The 19,625-nt window shown below is 64.3% G+C and carries 16 protein-coding genes and 1 pseudogene; 11 read left to right on the top strand and 6 right to left on the bottom strand.

The annotated features are described in order from the left end of the window. Positions 1–210 precede the first annotated feature (210 nt). From IEX24_RS07305 to IEX24_RS19930, 4 genes and pseudogenes are all read left to right on the top strand, one after another. The gene (locus IEX24_RS07305; RefSeq protein ID WP_188675883.1) at positions 211–1,506 is read left to right on the top strand and encodes an LLM class flavin-dependent oxidoreductase; all 1,296 of its coding nucleotides are present in this window, start codon (positions 211–213) and stop codon (positions 1,504–1,506) included. After that, positions 1,503–3,113, top strand: coding sequence for an NtaA/DmoA family FMN-dependent monooxygenase (locus IEX24_RS07310; protein ID WP_188675897.1), 1,611 nt, complete (start codon positions 1,503–1,505; stop codon positions 3,111–3,113). The genes IEX24_RS07305 and IEX24_RS07310 overlap by 4 nt, the downstream gene beginning before the upstream one ends. Before the next feature lie 44 nt (positions 3,114–3,157). After that, positions 3,158–3,533: pseudogene (locus IEX24_RS19925) on the top strand (FAD-dependent oxidoreductase); the annotation flags it as partial. Between the two features lie 120 nt (positions 3,534–3,653). Beyond that, positions 3,654–3,908 (top strand): FAD-dependent oxidoreductase, encoded by a 255-nt coding sequence (locus IEX24_RS19930; RefSeq protein ID WP_307821236.1) that lies wholly within the window; start codon positions 3,654–3,656, stop codon positions 3,906–3,908. 24 nt (positions 3,909–3,932) lie between these two features. Here the strand turns inward: IEX24_RS19930 and IEX24_RS07320 are convergent, their stop codons facing one another. From IEX24_RS07320 to IEX24_RS07335, 4 genes are read right to left on the bottom strand one after another with little or no spacing between them, the layout of a single operon-like run. Further along, the gene (locus IEX24_RS07320; RefSeq protein ID WP_188675900.1) at positions 3,933–4,982 is read right to left on the bottom strand and encodes an LLM class flavin-dependent oxidoreductase; all 1,050 of its coding nucleotides are present in this window, start codon (positions 4,980–4,982) and stop codon (positions 3,933–3,935) included. A gap of 32 nt (positions 4,983–5,014) precedes the next feature. Beyond that, positions 5,015–6,442 (bottom strand): O-acetylhomoserine aminocarboxypropyltransferase/cysteine synthase family protein, encoded by a 1,428-nt coding sequence (locus IEX24_RS07325; RefSeq protein WP_188675902.1) that lies wholly within the window; start codon positions 6,440–6,442, stop codon positions 5,015–5,017. Next, positions 6,439–7,173: an alpha/beta hydrolase gene (locus IEX24_RS07330; RefSeq protein ID WP_188675905.1), complete on the bottom strand. Its 735-nt coding sequence runs from the start codon at positions 7,171–7,173 to the stop codon at positions 6,439–6,441. The genes IEX24_RS07325 and IEX24_RS07330 overlap by 4 nt, the downstream gene beginning before the upstream one ends. Before the next feature lie 46 nt (positions 7,174–7,219). Continuing rightward, positions 7,220–8,371: an LLM class flavin-dependent oxidoreductase gene (locus IEX24_RS07335; RefSeq protein ID WP_203585871.1), complete on the bottom strand. Its 1,152-nt coding sequence runs from the start codon at positions 8,369–8,371 to the stop codon at positions 7,220–7,222. 237 nt (positions 8,372–8,608) lie between these two features. On the opposite strand from IEX24_RS07335, the gene IEX24_RS07340 reads away from it, so the two are divergent. Next, positions 8,609–9,979: an aminotransferase class I/II-fold pyridoxal phosphate-dependent enzyme gene (locus tag IEX24_RS07340; RefSeq protein ID WP_188675908.1), complete on the top strand. Its 1,371-nt coding sequence runs from the start codon at positions 8,609–8,611 to the stop codon at positions 9,977–9,979. 186 nt (positions 9,980–10,165) lie between these two features. Further along, positions 10,166–11,605 carry an LLM class flavin-dependent oxidoreductase gene (locus IEX24_RS07345; RefSeq protein WP_188675911.1) on the top strand — a complete coding sequence of 480 codons (1,440 nt, stop codon included), beginning with the start codon at positions 10,166–10,168 and terminating at the stop codon, positions 11,603–11,605. Positions 11,606–11,937: 332 nt separating this feature from the next. Here the strand turns inward: IEX24_RS07345 and IEX24_RS07350 are convergent, their stop codons facing one another. Further along, the gene (locus tag IEX24_RS07350) at positions 11,938–12,771 is read right to left on the bottom strand and encodes a DUF1684 domain-containing protein (protein ID WP_188675914.1); all 834 of its coding nucleotides are present in this window, start codon (positions 12,769–12,771) and stop codon (positions 11,938–11,940) included. A 78-nt stretch (positions 12,772–12,849) separates the two neighbouring features. After that, positions 12,850–13,860: an LLM class flavin-dependent oxidoreductase gene (locus IEX24_RS07355; protein ID WP_203585870.1), complete on the bottom strand. Its 1,011-nt coding sequence runs from the start codon at positions 13,858–13,860 to the stop codon at positions 12,850–12,852. Between the two features lie 282 nt (positions 13,861–14,142). On the opposite strand from IEX24_RS07355, the gene IEX24_RS07360 reads away from it, so the two are divergent. The 5 genes from IEX24_RS07360 (at position 14,143) to IEX24_RS07380 (ending at position 19,568) form a co-directional block, all read left to right on the top strand. Then, positions 14,143–15,708 carry an ABC transporter substrate-binding protein gene (locus tag IEX24_RS07360; protein ID WP_188675920.1) on the top strand — a complete coding sequence of 522 codons (1,566 nt, stop codon included), beginning with the start codon at positions 14,143–14,145 and terminating at the stop codon, positions 15,706–15,708. A gap of 136 nt (positions 15,709–15,844) precedes the next feature. Next, on the top strand, positions 15,845–16,912 hold the full coding sequence (locus IEX24_RS07365; RefSeq protein WP_188675923.1) for an ABC transporter permease: 1,068 nt from the start codon (positions 15,845–15,847) through the stop codon (positions 16,910–16,912). A 4-nt stretch (positions 16,913–16,916) separates the two neighbouring features. Beyond that, positions 16,917–17,819 carry an ABC transporter permease gene (locus IEX24_RS07370; protein WP_188675926.1) on the top strand — a complete coding sequence of 301 codons (903 nt, stop codon included), beginning with the start codon at positions 16,917–16,919 and terminating at the stop codon, positions 17,817–17,819. Further along, positions 17,816–18,721 carry an ABC transporter ATP-binding protein gene (locus IEX24_RS07375; protein WP_188675929.1) on the top strand — a complete coding sequence of 302 codons (906 nt, stop codon included), beginning with the start codon at positions 17,816–17,818 and terminating at the stop codon, positions 18,719–18,721. The genes IEX24_RS07370 and IEX24_RS07375 overlap by 4 nt, the downstream gene beginning before the upstream one ends. Continuing rightward, positions 18,714–19,568 carry an ABC transporter ATP-binding protein gene (locus IEX24_RS07380; RefSeq protein ID WP_188675932.1) on the top strand — a complete coding sequence of 285 codons (855 nt, stop codon included), beginning with the start codon at positions 18,714–18,716 and terminating at the stop codon, positions 19,566–19,568. The genes IEX24_RS07375 and IEX24_RS07380 overlap by 8 nt, the downstream gene beginning before the upstream one ends. Positions 19,569–19,625 lie beyond the last annotated feature (57 nt).

The following is a 19,625-nucleotide window of genomic DNA, read 5'->3' on the forward strand; positions in this document are numbered from 1 at the left end:
TGAGCCAACTCTCAGAACCACCACCGAAAACGCAAGGCGCGTTACCAGGTGTTGCAGTCGTGACTTCGTGTGTCACTTGAAAAGAGCGGCATGGTTTTGCCGAAACTACTGTTATTTCGTGAGCACTCTGTAGACGGGGCGCACCTCGCGACCCGCCTGTTTGCGTGCTTGCTTGCTTGAAAGAAACCCACCGATCGAAAGACGAATGACGTGACTACTCCGTTGTACCTCGGCGTTGCGCTCGATGGCGCCGGCTGGCATCCAGCAGCCTGGCGCGAACCGGATGCCCGGCCCCTCGATCTCTTCGACGTGGGGTATTACACCGACCTGGTGCGCCTCGCCCGCTCGGCCGATGTCGACCTCGTCACCATCGAAGACGCGGTGGGATTGCAGACCTCGGGGTTCGGGCCTGCGCGCGAGCACGCCGAGAATGATCGCACCGAGACCGACCACGCCGAGAAAGACCGCACCGCGACCGATCGCACCGACGAGGTGCGCGGCCGCCTCGACGCGGTCGTGCTCGCCAACGCCATCGCCCCGCGCGTGAGCGGAATCGGCCTGGTACCCACCGTCACCACCACCCACACCGAGCCGTTCCACACTGCGACCGCCCTTCAGACCCTCGACTATGTGAGCGAAGGCTGGGCCGGCTGGCGCGTGCAGGTTTCGGGCAGGGCGCACGAAGCGCAGCACTTCGGTCGCCGAACGATCGCGCCGTTCGACGCGGCGGCCATCACGGGCGGCGACCCAGGGGCCCAAGCCCTGCTCGCCGAGCTGTTCGGTGAGGCGCGCGATGCCGTCGAGGTCGCCCGGCGGCTCTGGGACAGCTGGCAAGACGACGCCATCATCCGCGAGGTCGAAACCGGTCGCTTCATCGACCGCGACAAGCTTCACTACATCGACTTCGTCGGCGAGTACTTCAGCGTGAAGGGCCCCTCGATCGTGCCACGCTCACCACAGGGTCAGCCGGTCGTGTTCGTGCTCGCCCATCAGAAAGTGCCCTACGAGCTCGCGGTCGCCGAAGCCGACATCGTGGCGATCACACCGCACACCGACGAGCACCTCGACCAGATTCTGAGTGAGCTGCGTGACGCCGAGCAGAGCGTCGAACGGCTCGCGGGCGCCCCGCTGCAGGTGTGGAGCGAAATCGTGGTGCTGATCGAAGAGACGGCTGCGGATGCCCGTACCGCCCTCGCCAGGCTGAACGACCTGCACGGCCAACCACTGGCATCCGACGCCCTCGTTCTCGCGGGTTCGCCGGCCGAGGTCGCCGACCAACTGCTGCACTGGTACCACCGCGGCATTTCGGGTGTGCGGTTGCGCCCCGCGCGACTGCCGCGAGATCTGCACGAGATCACCGAGAACATTATTCCGCTACTCGACCGGGCCGGCGTTCGCGACACCGCGCAAGGTGCGCACTCGTTGCGTGAGCGCCTCGGTTTCGGCGCAGCCCCCAATCGTTACGCGCCCGCCGAGGTCGCCCGCACAGAAAGCATCACCCGATGAGCACGCAGTCGCAGAGCACGCACCCGCAGAGCAGGCAGTTCCACAGCACACAGTTGCAAGCCACCCCACTGCAGCGGAGCACAGCTCGCACCGAAGACGGCCGCCCCCTGAAGCAGATCCACCTGGCTGCGCACTTTCCAGGCGTCAACCACACCACGGTGTGGAGCGACGGCAATCAGGCCAGCCAAGTGGCGTTCTCGTCGTTCCGACACTTCGCGCAAAACGCCGAGCGCGGCAAATTCGACTTTCTGTTTCTGGCCGAGGGCCTGCGCGTGCGCGAGCAGAAGGGGCTCATTCACGATCTCGACGTTGTCGGCAGACCGAACACCACGGCCATCCTCGCCGCCGTCTCTGCCGTCACCAGGCACATCGGGCTGGTCGGAACGCTGAGCGCCACCTTCAACGAACCCTACGAGCTCGCCCGTCAGCTCGCCTCGCTCGATCACGTCAGCGGCGGCCGGGCGGGCTGGAACATCGTGACCACGTCTGACGCGTTTCACGGCGAGAACTTTCGCAGGGGCGCCTACCTCGACCCGGCCGACCGGTACCGCCGGGCCGAAGAGTTTCTCGACGTGGCCAAGCAGCTCTGGAGCAGCTGGGCCGACGACGCCGTCATCGCTGATGCCGCCGCGGGCGAATTCGTGCGCCCCGGGGCCGTGCGCTCCATCGATCACCACGGGCCGCAGTTCGACGTGACGGGCCGGTTCACGACCCCGGTCAGCCCGCAGCGTTACCCGGTCATCGTGCAGGCCGGCGATTCGCCAGACGGCCGTGACTTCGCGTCGCAGAACGCCGAGGTGATTTTCTCGCGGCACTCCGAATACGAGGCGGGGCGGCAGTTCTACAGTGATGTTAAGGGCAGGCTGGATGCCGTGGGCCGAGACCGCGACTCCCTCAAGATTCTGCCCGCCGCCACCTTCATTCTGGGTGACACCGCCGATGAGGCTGCAGAACGTTCGCGCGAGGTCGGGCGGCTGCAGATCAGCCCGCAGACGGCCATCTCGTTTCTCGAGCAGGTGTGGGGCACTGATCTGTCGGGCTACGACGTGGATGGCCCGCTTCCGGCCACCGATCCGGTCGAAGACACCGCGGGAATCGCTCGCGGGCGAGTGCGGCAGTTCGCCGACCCGGTGGCCGTCTCGCGCGCGTGGCGTCAGCAGTCCGAGGCCGAGGGGCTGAGCATCCGGGAGCTGGTGATTTCGTTCGCCGCCAAACACACCTTCGTGGGTACGCCGGCGCAGGTGGCCGAGACGATCAATCGGCACGTGCAGAACGATGCGTCTGACGGGTTCGTCATTGTGGGTCACACCAGCCCGACCGGGCTCGACGAGTTCGTCGACACCGTGATTCCCGAGTTGCAGGAGCGCGGGGTGTACCGCCGCGACTACGACGAGGGGGCGACGCTGCGCCAGACGCTCGGGCTGCCGACACCGGTACCCCTGCGGGCGAGGGAGAAGGGCATGGGCAGCGCGGCTGTCGCGAGCGCCGCGGGTAGCGCAGCCCCGGGGGTGTCTGCCGGGGCCACGACATCCGCCTCTGGCGACACCGCCGACGGTGCATCCACCGTCGTGCTTGCGCACTCTGCACCGGCGAGTACAGCGCGGTGACCCTCGACACTGACGCCGACGTTGTGCTCGTCGGCGGCGGCGCCATGGGCTCGGCGGCTGCCTGGCAGCTCGCTCGCGGAGGCCGATCTGTCACCCTGCTCGAGCGATTCGCCGCCGGACACACTAACGGCGCCTCGCACGGGGCATCGCGCAACCTCAACCTCAGCTACGCCGAACCGACCTACCTTGCGCTACTGGCCGAGGCGCTGCCGCTCTGGCGTGACCTCGAGGCCGAGACGGGCACCTCGCTGCTCGAGCAGGTGGGCATCGTGAACCACGGTGCGAATGCCGCATTCGACGAGGTGGCCCGTGCTCTCGAGGTGGCCGGCTTCGAGGCGCAGTTCGTGCAACCGAGCGAGGCCGAGCGGCGGTGGCCGGGCATCCGGTTCGACCAGCGTGTGCTGTTCACGCCGCAAGCCGGGCGTCTCAACGCCGATGCGGCCGTGACTGCATTGCAGCGGGCCGCCGCCGCACACGGGGCGCAGATTCGGTGCTGTCACCGATCCGGATGCCCGTACCTTTCGCTCAGACCCCGACCAGTTGCGGGCGCTGCAGCGCTACGCGCGCGAATGGTTACCCGGAGTCGACCCCGACGCCTTCACCGAAATCAGTTGCACGTACACCACAACCCCAGACTCGAACTTCGTGCTCGACCGAGTGGGGGCAATCACCGTAGGCGCGGGCTTCTCGGGCCACGGCTTCACGTTCACGCCCGCGATCGGCCGAGTGCTCGCCGACCTCGTTGAGGGCCGGCCGGCGCCCGCCCTCTTCGGCCTGGCGGCCGACCGCGGCTAACGTCGGCCTGGCGGCCGCCCCCGGCTAACTCGCGAGCGGCGCCAGAGCGCGCTCGCCGACGAGCGGAATGAGGTCAGCCGCGATGCGCTCGAGCTCCTCGTGCAGGGGTGACGACTGGATGAGCAAGAGGGTGAGCCCGGCATCCTGATACTGCAGAATACGCTCGGCGACCTGCTCGGGCGTGCCGACCAGATTCGGCCGCAGGCCACGCGTGCCGACCGAGTATTCGCGCTTGCTCAGCTCGACGTCGAGCTGCGAGTGCGCTCGAAACTCCTCGAACGACGCGTAACCGGGCGACCCGGGATCGACCGTGGTGATTCGCTCGAGTTCACGCTGCGCCTCGGCCTCGGTGTCGCGCACGATAACGTACGCCGCCATGCCGAATTCGGCGAAGTCAGAACCCGAAATACGATTGCGTCGTTCGTTGAGGTCTGCGACTTTCGTTCGCACCTCATCCACCGAACCACCGTGCAGAACGTACGAGTCTGCGAAGCCCGCGATGGCGTCACGGCCGGCCTCGCTCTCGCCGCCGGCGAAGATGGCCGGCAGCCGACCCGGCTTCGGCGAGAGAATCGCCTCATCGACACCGTAATACTGGCCCTTGTAGCTGAACGGCGTCTCGCTCCACATGCCCTTCAGAATCTCGACGAACTCGGTTGCCTGGGCGTACCGGGCGTCATGGGTGGTGAAGGTGCCGCCGTATTGCTTGGCCTCTTCGGCCCACCAGGCCGCGACAACGTTGAGAGCGAACCGGTTCGCACCGATGTCAGAGATCGTCGCCGAGGTCTTCGCGGCCACCGTCGGCAAATGAAAGCCGGGCCGAATGGCGGTCATTACGCGCAGATTGTCGGTCACGGCCAGAATCGCGCTGCTCAGCGCCCACGCCTCGAGGCTCGGTGCGTCGATTCCCTTGCGGTCGTTGAGGTAGAGCTCGGGAACGAGTGTGGTGTGAAAACCGAGACGGTCGGCCTGAATCGAGACCTGCTTGATGTAGTCCCACGTCGCGGGCATGCCCTCATCACCGACGTTGCGCAAGAATCCGCCGTAAACGGGTGTCCAGTATCCGAAATCCATGGGTATTACTCCTTTAAGCGTGAATCGCGTGTTTATGCGTGAGTCGCGTACGACTGAGCAGAATCTGTGTCAGCCGAGTCTGTGCCAGCCGAGTCTGTGTCAGCCGAGTCTGCGAGCGATTCGAAGGTGAGCAGGTCGAGCGAACGCCCGAGGTCGGCGATCAGATCGGCCGGGTCTTCGAGCCCGATCGACAGCCGAACTGTACCGTGCGAGAAGCCGGCTTCGACGAGTTGCTCTTCTGACAGGTGGCTGTGGGTCATGGTGGGCGGGTGGATGACCAGGCTGCGGGCATCTCCGATGTTCGCCACCAGGCGAAAGACCTGAAGCGAGTCGATGAATCGTTCGGCAGCCTCTTCACCGCCAGCCAGATCGAGTGAGAACACCGATCCGGTGCCTTTCGGCAGGTATTTCTGGCCGGCCGCGAACCAGCGGTTGCCTTCGAGGCCCGCGTAATGCACGGCGGTCACGGCAGGGTGCGAGCCAAGAAACTCTGCGACCGCGAGCGCGCTGGCCGTCTGGCGCTGCACCCTCAGATCGAGGGTCTCGATGCCCTGGATGATCTCGAAACTGTTGAAGGGCGACAACGACGGCCCGAGGTCGTGCACGAGTTTCGTCTTCGCATAGACCAGAAAGGCACTGCGTTCGCGCCCGAAGGCATTCCAGAGCGTCACATCGCTGACCCGCGGGTAGGGAGCAGTGAACTGCGGCCAGCGCTCGGGCTCAGCTCCGAAATCGAAGGTGCCGAGGTCGACGATGATTCCCGCCAGCGAGTTGCCGTGCCCACCGAGAAACTTCGTGGCGGAGTGCACCACGAAATCGGCCCCGAAGTCTTTCGGCCGCTGCAGGTAGGGCGTGGCGATGGTGTTGTCGATGATCAACGGAACGCCCGCCGAGTGCGCGATATCGGCGATGTCTTGCACGGCCAGCACGCTGTTGATGGGGTTGCCGATCGACTCGGCGAAATAGGCGCGAGTCTCCGGCCGGGCGGCGGCCCGCCAGGCCTCGAGGTCGTCTTGGTCGACGAACGTCACGTCGATACCGAAATCGGCGAACGTGTCGGCAAGAAGGTCGACCGTTCCGCCGTACAACTGCCGGGCTGCAACGATGTGCTCGCCCGCTTTGGCCAAGGTGAGCAGAGCAACGGCTGTGGCCGCTTGGCCCGACGAGACCGCCAAGGCTGCGACGCCGTCTTCGAGTGCGGCGACCCGCCGCTCGAGTGCTGTCTGCGTGGGGTTGCCCGTTCGCGAGTAGAGGTTGCCCACCTCACGCAGCGAAAAGATGTTCTTCGCCGATTGAAAACTGGCGAACTCGTACGCGACCGTCTGGTAGATCGGCACAACCGCGGGGTTCTGCGCTTCACCGGCGGTGAGGCCGGCATGAACCTGGTCGGTGGCGAAATTGGTCGACGGAGTAGAGGGCCCTGACGGCGCCGAAGATCCGGAGGCCGAGAGCGACGTCACTTGATGCGCCGAGCGAGCGGCTGGTCAACACCTGCGCGCAAGGTCTCGAGATACTGCACGATCACCGCGGCGGTGGTGCGGTGAGTCGAATCGTTCAGCACGTCGTGCTTGGCGCCGTCGATGACCCAGACCTGGGCATCCGGATTCGACTCATACGTTGGCAGCGCCCCGTCGAGCGGGCTCAGTGAATCGGCCCCACCGTGAATCGCGAGAACGGGCACCGTCAGGGTGCTGAGATCGCGCGCAATACGATCGGCCTCGAGCGCCTCGGCGAATGAGCCGTGCGACACACCCGCATCAGCGTCGAGCACACCGCGATGCACGGGACAAGTCGTGCGTTCGAGCAGTTCAGACTCCCAGTCGTCGGTCACCGTCGAGGCGCCCGCTGTCGGGTAGCCGGCGAGGATGACCGCGGCAACGTCTGCCCCGAGCTGCCCAGCCACGTCGACCGCAGCAACGGCTCCCACGTCAGAGCCGACGATGATCACCGGCGCCGTCAGCTCGTCACCGGCGATGCGCGCGCCGATTTCGCTGGCGACCTCGGCCTCACTGCCGAATGCGTCGGCGAACGCCACCACGGTGTACGAGTCGGCCGAGATGCGCGTGCCGAATCGGTTGTACACGTCGGCCGTCTCACCGCGGCCGCCGAGCACCACAACGGTGCCGCGAACGCGAAGATTCTCAGGGGCAGTCCACTCTCGCGAGTGCAGATTCGTCTGAACTGTGGTCATTTCATTTCCGATCGTGTTGAAGAGTTGGGGGCCGCCGAAGCGGGGCTCACACCGTTGCGAGCGCTTCGTTCGGGGTGCTGCGGTCGGGCGTGCTGAGGTCGTTCGCGCCGGCGTCGTTCGCGCTCACGTCGAGGCCCGATGCAGCAGCATCCGCCCGCACCCAGCCAAGAGCGGGAGCCACCTCGGTCGCCAGAAGTTCGAGCGCTCGAATCGACGCGTCTAGGGTGGGCTTGCCCGGGTTGAACTGCGCCAGCAGATCGGTCGCGACGGGCAGCGCCTGCTCGCGGCTCAGCTGCTCGATCACCTGGTCGGGATGCCCGTAGAAGGCGTTGAACCGAAAGAGTGCATTCTCGAGGCTCTCTTCACCCAGGTCGAAGCCGCTGCGCTTTTTCATCGAGACGAGACTGTCGAGCACGCCGTCGCCGATGGAGCGCAGCGCCTCTTCGCGTGAGCCGGCGGTGAAGATGAGGCGAGACAGCCCGACACGCGGGGCGCGTCTGGCGACGGCGCCATCTGAGTCCGACTGCGCTGAGCCCGACTGCTCGGCGACCGCAGCGAGGTACGCGTCGGCCCACGGGCGCTGCACCACATCGGTGGGTTCGCTGTGCCCGTAGGTCGCACGGTTCAGCAGCAGGTTGCTGCCGCCTGCCGCAGCGTAACGCGCGCCCTCTGCGCTGAACACGCCCTGCCAGATTCTGTTCGCGGCAAGGTCGGGCGAGTACGGCTTCGACTGCGGGCCGCCTTCGAACAGTGGATGACCGGCGAGCGCACTGCGCAACCGATCGAGCGCGGCAGTAGTCAGCTCGCGCTTCTGCTCAATGTCTTTGCCGAAGGCGCGATACGCGTCGGGGTCGTAGCCGCTGCCGACGCCCAGCTCGACCCGGCCGTTCGACAGCACATCGACGACGGCGACGTCTTCGGCCAGGCGCAGCGGGTCTTCGAGGGGCAGAATCGTAATGGCCGTACCGAGGTGAATGCGCTCGGTTTTCGCTGCGACGTTCGACAGAAAGGTCCAGGGCGAGCCGAGGCCGCCGTTCGGTTCTGGTGAGAAGTGGTGCTGCGCCACCCATCCGGTGTCGAAGCCGAGCTCATCGGCGGCGATGAAGAGTTCTTGGGCGTTCAGATACGACTGCTTGAGGCTGGCACCGCCCTCGACGTGGGTGAGAAAGCCGAGCTTGAACTTCGATGCCTGCGACACGATCGCTCCTTACAAATCTGGTGGTCGTGAGACTGTACCAAGATCAAGAGAACCCGAGTGTAACAAAGTGATCATTGTTGAAACAAACTGACACGAAAGTCAACAAAGTCGTTAGGCGCGCTAGCGTCACGGCTCGCACGCGTGCAACACATTACGTCGCGGCAGGCCGATTCTGTTCAACCGGTCAATATGATTGAGACAATAGTTGTGAACACGTCTGCCGAGGAGAGACCACGCATGAGCTCCCCCACCATCAGCCGCATCTCGTCGGAATGGCTTGCCGAACGCGTTGTCGACAGGGGCGCCGTGGGAATCGGCGATGCCGTCGCAGCGCTCATCAGATCGGGCGAGGTCGAACGGGGCGCTCAGCTGCCGACGATACGCGAATTCGCCCGGGTCACCGGCACCAGCGTGGGCACCGTTCTGGCCGCCTGGAATTCCTTGCGCGAGGCAGGCCTCGTCGAGACCCATCGCCGCGCCGGTACGACGGTGGCCCTCGAACCCACCGTCTCGCCGCGCAGCACGCCGTTCTCCGACTGGTCGGCGATCGACCTCGCCCAAAGTGCACCCGACATCGCACTGCAGCCCGAGCTCGGTGCCGCACTGCTCTCGACCCTCGACTCGAAGAACCTCAACGTGTTCGGGCGCGAATACATGACCGAACGGCTGCTCAGCGCGGTCGCACCGACGTGGCCGTTCGAACCCGAAGCGTGGGCGACCGCAGGCGGCGGCACCGAGGCGCTACTTCTGGCGACTGCGGCCGCGGCTCCCCCCGGCTCGCTGGTTGCGGTCGATGAACCGGTGGGCCCGGGTTTTCTCGATACGCTGCGCGATTTGCAGTTGACGGCCGTAGGCGTGGCTGCCGACGCCGAAGGCCCAACTGTGGCATCACTGCGCGAAGCGCTGAAGCAGAACCCGGTCGCCTTCATCTTTCAGCCCGGGGCACCATTCGCGGTCAGCCACTCGGTGTCGCCGAAGCGTGCCGCCGAACTCGCCGAGGTGCTCGCGGCGCATTCCGAGCGCGTTTGGGTCGTCGAAGACGATTCCATCGGACCACTCGCCCGCTCGGAATCACCCTCGATCGGTTCGCACTTGGCCGGCCAGGTCATTCGCATTCGCAGCTACTGTAAGGCGTTCGGCATCGACGTCAGAACGAGCGTTCTGGCGGGCTCGAAAGAGCTGATCGACCGAACCATCGCCCTGCGCAGCCACGGCGTCGGGTCGAACAGCAGAATCTTGCAAGACACTCTGGCCTATCTCATCGGCAGCGCCGAGGCCCAAGCCTCGGTCAGCTCGGCGAAGTCGATCTACGCCGCACGGCGCACGGCCCTCACGAACGCTCTGCGAAGCGAGGGCGTCACTGTGTTCGCGGGGCCCGAGAGCGTGGTCGTCTGGGTCGAGGTGAGAGACGAGACGGATGCCCTGCTCGCCCTCGCCCGCCAGGGAATCTCTGTGGGTGCCGGCAGTAAGTCGTTCGTGCACGCCCCATCGCGGCCGCTCTTGCGCATCTCGATCACACAGCTGCCCGACGATAGCGTCGTGATCGGGCAGCTGGCGCGAACGATCGCGCAGGCGTCGAGCGCCAGTACCCGCGAGTATTTCGACTGAGAAGGTACTTCGACTGAGAAGGTACTTCGACCGGGAGTACGTGAGCCGAGCATCCAATCGGCGAATGCCGTTCGGGCAAACAATACAGTTTGTTACAGCAACAATCGGTAAGAAATCCATTGTTGCGCCCTTCACGGGCAACAATGGCGGTAACACATACGTCTACCCGTGGAGGAACGATCCCCTATGTCAGCATCAGGCGCAAGCCGGCAGATCAAACTGGGCGCTGTGCTCACCGGAGTCGGTGGCCCCGGGCACTTCAATACCTGGCTCGACCCGCAGATTCCGACCAACGCGAGCATCGACATCAATTGGTACATCGAGCAAGCGCGCATCGCTGAAGAGGCCAAGTTCGACCTCGTATTCATCGTCGACAGCCAGTTCATCACCGCGAACTCGCCGCCGCACTACCTCAACCGGCTCGAGCCGCTGACACTGCTCTCGGCACTGGCTGTCTCGACCAAGAACATCGGTCTCGTCGGCACTCTCACGACCTCGTACAACGATCCGTTCTTCATCGCGCGCCGCTTCGGCTCGCTCGATGTCATCAGCGGCGGCCGCGCCGGCTGGAACGTGGTGACCAGTGGCGACGCCGGAACCGCTGGCAACTTCAGCCTCGACGAGCACTACGACTACGACACCCGCTACGGCCGCGCGCTCGAGAACGTGCGCGTCGCCCAGGGCCTCTGGGATTCGTACGAAGACGACGCTTTTCCCGCCGACCGCGAGACGAAGGTCTTTCTCGACCCGTCGAAGCAGCACACGCTGAACCACCGCGGCGAGTACTACCACGTCGAAGGCCCGCTGAACCTGTCGCGTTCGCCGCAGGGTCAGCCAGTCATCTTCCAGGCCGGCGACTCAGAGCAGGGTCGAGACCTGGGCGCCGAGATCGGCGAGGGCATCTTCACCCACGCGCCCACTATCGAGATCGCGCAGGCCTTCTACGCCGACATCAAGTCGCGCGCAGCCGCGAAGGGGCGCAACCCCGACCACGTTTTGATCGTGCCGGGCGTTTCGGTGTTCGTCGGCGACACCGACGAAGAGGCGCGCGAAATCGAGCGCACCACGCAACTGGCCGACGGCGGTTTCGAACAGTCACTGGCCGAGTTCGGGCGCGCGTTCGCGTGGCACGACTTCCGTCAGTACGATCTAGATGCGCCGTTCCCTGACGACGTGCTGAAGTACGCGGAGCGCGGCTTCTACACCCAGGCCGTGAAGGTCGTCGAGCTGGCTGCCGCGCAGAACCTGACGTTGCGCCAGGTCATCGAGATCACCTCGAGCCCCCGCCGCGGTCCGTTCGTCGGCTCGCCCGAGACGGTGGCGAACGAGTTGCAGCGCTGGTTCGATGGCCGAGCACTCGACGGCTTCAACATTCACGTCGGGCATCCTGACCAGTTCAAGCGGCTGATCGACGAGGTACTGCCGATTCTGCGCGACCGTGGTCTGCTGCGCCGCGAGTACGAAGGTACGACCCTGCGCGAGAACCTCGGCCTGCCGTTCGTCGAGAACCGCTACACCGTGGCACGGAATGCTGCGGAGTCAGCGCAGCCGCAATCAGCCTCAACCGACGAGCAGAAGAACGACGTACGCGAAGACGCCGCAGAGGCACTCGTCTCGTCGCACTGACGCGAGTCATCAACCGCCGCACTACTCGAGCGGGTAGCGCTCGGCCGGGCCGCAGGATGCCCGTGCCGAGCCCTACCCGCTCCACCGCGTCTCCGCCGTGTCTCCGCCACGAAGTGAGCCCGTTACGCCGCATTGAGACCGGTATAGCGGGCTCTTTGCGGCGTAACGGGCTCGGCGCACGGCGGCTATGCGGCCGCGGCCGCGCGCAGAGCAGAGCAGAGCAGAGCAGAGCAGAGCAGAGCAAAGCCAGCGTTGCGCAAAGGGAGACCCTATCGCTGCGGTGTGCCGGTGCGACACGGCGACAGCGCAGCCGGCGCAGCGCAGCGCGCCGCTCAGTCGGCGAAGACCGGAGTCTTCTCGCCCGCCTCGATGGCGACCACGAGCCGGTTCTGCGCCGGCGCCAGCGGGCACGGCGAGTAGTTCGTGTAGGCGCACTGCAGGTTGCCCGTGCGGTTGAAGTCGAGCTCGATAGGCCCGCCCTCGGCAGGCAGCTCGGCCGCGATACGTCTGCTCGCACGGTACGTGCTGACGCCGCTCGTGCCATCGGTGAACACCGCGAACGCGCCGCCGCCCGCGGCACCGCCGGCTAAGAACAGCAGACGGTTCGTGGTGCCATCGAGGTCGAAGACCACCTCGCCCAGGGCATCGTGCTGATGTGTGATGCCGTCGATCGCAGCATCGATCGCCGTGTCGCGCGGCGCCTCGAACGGCACGTACTCGCCCCGAACGATCCATCGCGGGTCGGGCGCGAACGCCGGCGTCTCTACGTATGATTCACGCAAGCCGTGGGCTGGGTCGATGGGTCGCAGCAGGGTGATTCCCCCGCGCTTCGAGAGTTCGACCACGACCTCATCGAACCGGGCATCGCGACGAAACTCGCGTTCGGCGACCGGCGCGAAAACAAAACGGCCGTGCACGGGGTCTTCGTCGACGGTCAGCCGCTCTTCGTCAGAGAGTTCCACCACGACACCCTCGTCGCTGACGCTCCACGCACCGGGAACCTCGGCAAAACGTTGCGCCGTCTCGCCGAGCTTGTAGACCGCCGCGTAAGAGAGAAAGCCATAAGCGTCACGCCGGCGTTCTTCGTTCTGCGCACGCCAGGCATACCAGGCGGCTTCGAATTCGGGCCGATCAACAACAGGGGTTGTGGGTTCTGTGAGAGTCATGGCGTCAGCGTAGCGACAAACGATTCGGCACACTGTAACAAACGAAACAAACGTCGGTTCCGGATGCCTCGCCTCAGCTCACCGCGTTGCGAGAGCCGCCCCCAGCGGCAGCCGCGGGTAGATCTCATCGGCAATGACGCGCAAGCCCTCGCTGAACTCGCGCGAGGCGTTGGGCAGCGGAATCGAGAACAAATAGTCCGTCGACCTGGCTACCGCGGCATCGTCTGCGAGCTGCTCGCCGATTTCGTCGGGGCTGCCGTAGTAGACGTTCGATTGCTTCAAGAACTGTTCGGGTGAAGTCGCCCCGAATCCGGTGTACTGCCGAGGGTTGGCAGCGAAGTCGGCGGTGATCAGGGCCAGAGCATCTGCCCGCGACTCGGCCGGCAGCACCGCTCGCGAAACACCGATGCGCGGAGCCGCGTCAGCGGAGTACGCCTCGAGGTAGCGGTCGATCAGGGCGGACTGCACGGGCCCGGTGTCGCCCTCGAAGGCGAGGCGGTGCAACAAGAGACCGTCACCTGAGCGGCCGATGGCCTCGGCGTTGCCCGGCGTCGCCGTGGCTTGCCACACCCGCGAGAGCAATGGCCGCGGCGACGGGTACACGTTCAGCGGTTTGTCACCGCCGTCGATGACGCCTTCGAGCGCGAACTTCAGTCGGGCGAGGCTGTCGTCGTACAAAGTGTCTTTGTTGTCTTCAGAGAGTTCGAAAGCCTGAAAGGCCGGGGTCGAGAAGCCTCGACCGTTGCTCTTGCCTACCCCGAATTCGAGCCGCCCGCCGCTGAGGTAGTCGGTCACGGCCGCGGTCTCGGCGAGACGGATGGGGTGGTCGAAGACCACGGGAATGATCGCAGTTCCGAGCCGAATGCTGCTCGTGCGCTGCGCCGCCGCAGCCAAGAACGTCAGGGCCGACGGCAGCCCGATGGGCGCGAAATGAGCTTCGGCAATCCACGCTACTTCGTAGCCAGAACGCTCTGCCTGCTCGACGACGTCGAGCGCTTCGCCGTAAACACGGGCGGGATTCGTATCAGCCGGCGTCTGCAAGAAAAGAGACAGCCCTGGCCGGGGTGCTCTGTTAACGAAATCAGTCACGGCACGTTCCTCCATCAATCACGCATCAATCAAGCTCACGATCGTTGCGAGCATAGACATCTCAGCATTGTTTCGCCGCTTTGTGACAACAAAGAGACTCTTAGCAGACGCTTTTCGTAACAAAATCAGGCTTTTCGTAACAAAAAAGCGACATCGAAAGCCCCTATGTAAGCATGAGTCACGGCCACCCCGCCGAGCCTGTTCTCGTAACGCATGCACCGTGTTCACGTGAGCGCAGGTCACCCGAATTGCACCCAGCGCACAGCACCTACTTGGAGAACCATGAAGACCAAAACCCGCGGCCTGGCAATCGCCAGCGCCCTCGTTGCCACAAGCCTCGCGCTTGTCGGTTGCTCATCGGGCGGTGACTCGAGCGCCTCTTCGGCGAGCTCAACCCCCGTCGACGGCGGCACCATCACCTGGGCTTACACCAGTGTGGCCGCGAACTGGGATCCGGTGGTCATCGGTGGAACCGCAGGTACCTACCTGACGACGCCGATCTTCGCGTCGTTGTTCACCCTCGACTCCGACCACAACATCGTTCCCGACCTGGCAAGCGGATTCGACTACAACACTGCTGGCGATCAGATCACGATCCACCTCAAGACGGGCCTGACCTTTCAAGACGGCACGCCGATAAACGCCGCTGCGGTCAAGTTCAACATCGACCGCATCTTCTCTCAAACGAACTCAGCGTTGAAGGCCGTGTACGCCGATGTGAAAGACGCCGTCGTGGTCGACGATGCGACCGTTCAACTCGACCTGAAGCAGCCCGATTACCAAATTCCGTACATCCTCGCGGAAAAAACCGGCGAACTCGCGAGCCCGACCGCGGTGCAGAAAGACCCGACCGCGTTCAATGCGACCGCACCCGTGGGAGCCGGCCCCTTCATCGTGAAGGAACTCGTTCCCGGTGACCATGTCACGCTAGAGAAGTGGCCCGGCTACTGGAATGCCGCGAACATCCACATCGATACACTGCGAATCAACCTCGGAGTCAACCCGACGACGTTGGTCTCAGCGCTGCAGTCGGGAGATGCCAACTTCGCCACTCTCACCCCTGACCTCATCGACTCGGCCACACAGGCCGGGCTGACGGTCGAGGACACCAAGTCGTGGGGCTCGACCTTCTTGAGCCTGAACACGAATCAGGCGCCCTTCAACAACCCGGCCGTCGTCAAGGCGATCCGGTTGGCAACCAACCCCGACCAGTACGTTCAACAGCTGGCATTCGGTAAGGGTCAGTCGAACTATCAGCCGTTCCCTCAGGGTCACCCGGATTTCGTTCAGGCGCTCACGACTGAGAACACGTACAACGTCGACCAGGCGAAGTCCACGTTGTCAGCAGCCGGCATTCAGCCTGGGCAGATCTCGTTCGACGTGCCCTTCATCAACGTCAACGGCTTCGACAAGGTGGGCGAAGTTCTGAAGTCGCAACTCGCCGCAGTCGGAATCACGGTCAACCTTCAGAGTGACGACTACGCGACGTGGGCGAAAGGCTACTTCGGTAAGACCTTCGGGGCATCGCTTTACGGCTGGGTCGGTCGCGACTCGCCGGTCGCCGCCATCTCAGACCAGTACGACAGCCTGGGTGTGCTGAACCTCAGCTCGCCGAACGTCTCACCTGACCTGACAGCAGCGTTGGCGAAGGCGCGTTCGACGCCGATCGACTCGCCCGACTACGACACCAACCTGCAGGCGGCAGCGAAGATCGGCTACGAAACGGCCAGCAACGTCTCGCTGTACACCTACTCGACTCCCCTCGCCCTGGGCGCCGGTGTTTCGAACCTGCCCACCGTCGACGGGTTCATCGACTGGACGGGTGTGTACATCACTCCCGGCAACTAGCCGACAGGTTCTGGGTCTCGGGATGACCGTTCAATCGGTCATCCCGAGACCCAGAACCACAGCTCAACCCAGCACGTCGCAAGCGCCGCACCGACCCACCACCCGCACGATCTGATCCTGGAAAGGAGAACGACCGATGACCGCATCGACAGTAGCGCCACCCACGCCGAAGACGGCACCGAGCAGCAGCCCGAGTACCAGCGACCGCGAACCTGCACAACGACCTAGGGGAATCTTCTGGCATCGGGTACAGCGTGTTCTGCGCTCGGTGTGGAAGCCCATCAGCATCTTCATTCCGGTCTTCATTCTCGCCACCTTCTTCACCTTTCTTTTGGGCGCGGTGAGTGGCCGAAGCCCCGCCGCACTCCAGCTCGGCGATTCCGCCACGCCTGACGCCGTCGCTGCGCTCAACCATCAGTTCGGTCTCGATCAACCCTTCTTCGTTCGCTATTTCGACTGGCTCGGAACACTTCTGAGCGGCAATTTCGGCAACAGCTGGGTGAGTGGCGTTCCGGTAGCCAAGCTTCTGGGCGACAGAGCGGTCGTCAGCCTCTCGGTTGCCGGGCTCGCTCTGCTCATCGGGCTGGTCTTCGGATTCATTCTCGGAGCTGTGGCCGCACATTTTCAGACCCGCTGGCCCGACCGAGTGATCACAACGGGCACAACGGTCATCTCTGTGCTGCCCCCGTTCGTCGTGGGCATCGCGCTGATCGCCGTGTTCGCGATCTGGCTGCGCTGGTTGCCGGCCGTCGGATTCGTACCGATCACCAAAGGCTTTTGGCCGTGGGCGAGCCACCTCATCCTGCCGGCCGTCGCCTTGAGCTTCGATACGGTGTCTGACGTCGCCAGGCAGTTGCGCACCGGCCTCGTCTCGGTCTACCGAGAGAACTATGTGATCGGGGCCACTGTTCGAGGCATCGGCCCTCGACGGGTCTTCTGGGTACACGTTCTTCGCAATGGCGTCGGGCCTGCCCTTTCGGTTCTGGGACTCAAGTTTCCGGCGTTGCTCGGTGGCGCAGTGCTCATCGAGTCGATTTTCGGCCTCGCAGGCTACGGCGTTTTCGCTGCTCAGTCGGCAGTGAGCGGCGACGTGCCCTCTGTTCAGGCCGTGCTCGTCATCTCTGTGGTTCTGGTCGTGGTGTTCAACCTGCTGGTGAACGTCGTGCTCAATCGCCTCATTCCTTCGGCAGCACGAGGAGTGTGACGTCATGATCAAGACTCTGTGGAAACTGCGCAGCACCAAGATCGCTGCGGCGATGCTGCTCTTCATCGCCCTTATTACCATCGTCGGGCCGTTCGTCGCACCCTACGACCCGCTGGCCACCAGCTCCCAAGCACTCGCCGCCCCGTCGGCTTCGCACTGGCTGGGTACCGACTACCTCGGCCGAGACGTGCTGAGCCGCATTCTGGCCGGAGCACCGCTCAGCGTCGGCAGCACCGTGCTCGTCGCCGTCATCGCTCTGCTCGTCGGCGCCATTCCCGGCATTCTCTCGGTGTATCTACGCGCGGGTTTCGAATGGGTCTCGCTGCGCGTCGTCGACACGTTCATCGCACTGCCGTTTCTGGTTTTCGCGGTCGCCATGACTGCTCTGCTCGGCAATGGCATCATTCAGGCGATGATCGCGGTCGGGCTGCTCGTCTCCCCTCTCTTCTACCGCGTCGCACGATCGGCCACTCTTTCGGTGGCCAACTCGCAATACGTCGAAGCGGCCGTGCTGGCCGGCGCATCCACCGGCTATATTGTGCGAAAGCACGTGTGGTCGAAGGTGCTCCCTCCCATCGCTATCTCATTGGCCACGACACTCGGGCTTGGTCTTATTGTCATTTCGAGCCTGCAGTTTCTGGGAATCGGCGTTCAACCGCCGACACCCACGTGGGGCGGCATTCTCGCCTCTGACCTGGGGTACCTGCAGCAGCAGCCGTATGCCCCCATCTATCCGACCGCGCTCATCCTCATCACTGTGCTGGCTTTCAATCTGCTCGCCGACGCCATTCGTGACGCCGCCGGCGAGTCGGGTCGCATTCTGATCGGATCTAAGGGTGCGCAGGCCAACCGCGCCCGGCGCCTGGCCGCGGTCAGTTCTGACTACCCCGAGAAGGAGGCCGCATGACTGCCCCAGTGAACCCCACGGCGAACCCCGCACTGAGCACCACAGCGAACGAGCCTGACAGCGAGATCGTGCTCGATCTCAAAAACGTCACCATTCATGACGACGTTGCCGACAACGAACTGGTGAAGGGTGTCTCGTTCACCCTCCGCCGGGGTGGCGTTCTCGGAATCGTCGGCGAATCGGGCAGCGGAAAGAGCCTCACCTGCCGAGCGATTCTGGGCATTCTGCCCAAACACATCGAGGTCTCGGGCGGTTCGATCGATCTTCTGGGCCGGGATGTTTCGAGCCTCACCCTGAAGGAGTGGACGGGTCTGCGCGGAACGAATATCGCCGCGGTGTTTCAAGACCCGGGTTCATACCTGAACCCCTCGATTCGGGTCGGCAAGCAAGTGCAAGAAGTACTTCGCGTCAAGCAGCACCTCGGCCGCAGAGAATCCCGGCTGCGCACGCTCGAGTTGTTCGAGGCCGTGCGCCTGAACGACCCCGCTTACGTCTACCAGCAGTACACCCACGAGCTCTCGGGTGGAATGCTGCAGCGCGTGCTGATCGCGGCGGCCATCGCACTCGAGCCCGACGTCCTCATCGCCGACGAAGCCACGACGGCGCTCGATGTGACTGTTCAGGCCGAGATTCTCGACTTGCTCGGGGAGCTCAAGGCGCGCACCGGTCTCTCGCTGATCGTCGTCTCACACGACCTCGCCGTGGTCGCTCAACTGTGCGACGAAGTGCTCGTCATGAAAGACGGCGCCGTTGTCGAGCAGGGTCTCACGCGCGACATTCTGTACGCACCGAAACACGAGTACGCCAAACTTCTCATCGCTGAACATGAGCAGTACGGTCTCGAACGGTATCTCGACTCGGCCGTGCCCGAGCCCGAACAGCAGGAGCTCGACTATGCCTGACGTGCCCCTGAGTTGGACCGCGCCTACCCTCGAAGTCGCGTCGCTGAACGTGCACTTCGGCCGCGGCCGCGCACGCAAGCAGATCATCGACGATGTCGGCTTCGAGATTCGGCCTGGCGAGTCGGTCGGGCTGATCGGCGAGACAGGGTCGGGCAAATCGACGATCGCCCGCAGCATCCTCGGCCTGGTCGACCCCTCGGCGGGCTCGTCAGTACTCGTCGCCGGCAAACAGGTTGTCGGGCTCTCTGCGAATGCTCGCCGATCGTTCCGTCGCAGCGGGGTCGCCCAGTACGTTTTTCAAGACCCGCACAAGAGTCTCGATCAAGACTTCACCGTCGAACAGTCGATAGCTGAACCATTGCTCATTCGAGGCGACATCAAGCGAGCCGATGTGGCAGAAGCAGTTCGCCGACAGGTCGACGATGTGCAGTTGGATGCCGCCCTGCTGGGCAGGTTTCCGGCCGAGCTGTCGGGCGGTCAGCGGCAGCGGGTCGCCATCGCGCGCGCCCTCATCACGAAGCCGCGGCTGCTCATTCTCGACGAGCCCGTCAGCGCCCTCGACTCGGCGAACCGGGTCAAGATTCTTGAGCTGCTCGGTCGCCTGCGTTCGTCAGAAGTGGCGATGCTCTTCATTTCGCATGATTTGGGTTCGGTAGCGGGTATCACCGACCGTACTCTCGTTCTGTACCGTGGGCGGGTGGTCGAGGTGAACAAGACGTCTCAGATCGTCAATGCCCCCGAGCATCCGTACACCCGCCTTCTGGTGGGCTCAGCACCGACCCTCTCTGGTGGGTCGATCGACCGCGAGCGGCGAGAACAATTGCGCGCAGAACTGCACCCCTCATGATGCACCCGTGTCGCTCAATCGCGCTTGATTCACTCTTCTCCTGATTCACTCTTCGAC

The organism is Subtercola lobariae (assembly GCF_014640255.1).
In the GTDB taxonomy this organism is placed as follows: domain Bacteria; phylum Actinomycetota; class Actinomycetes; order Actinomycetales; family Microbacteriaceae; genus Subtercola; species Subtercola lobariae.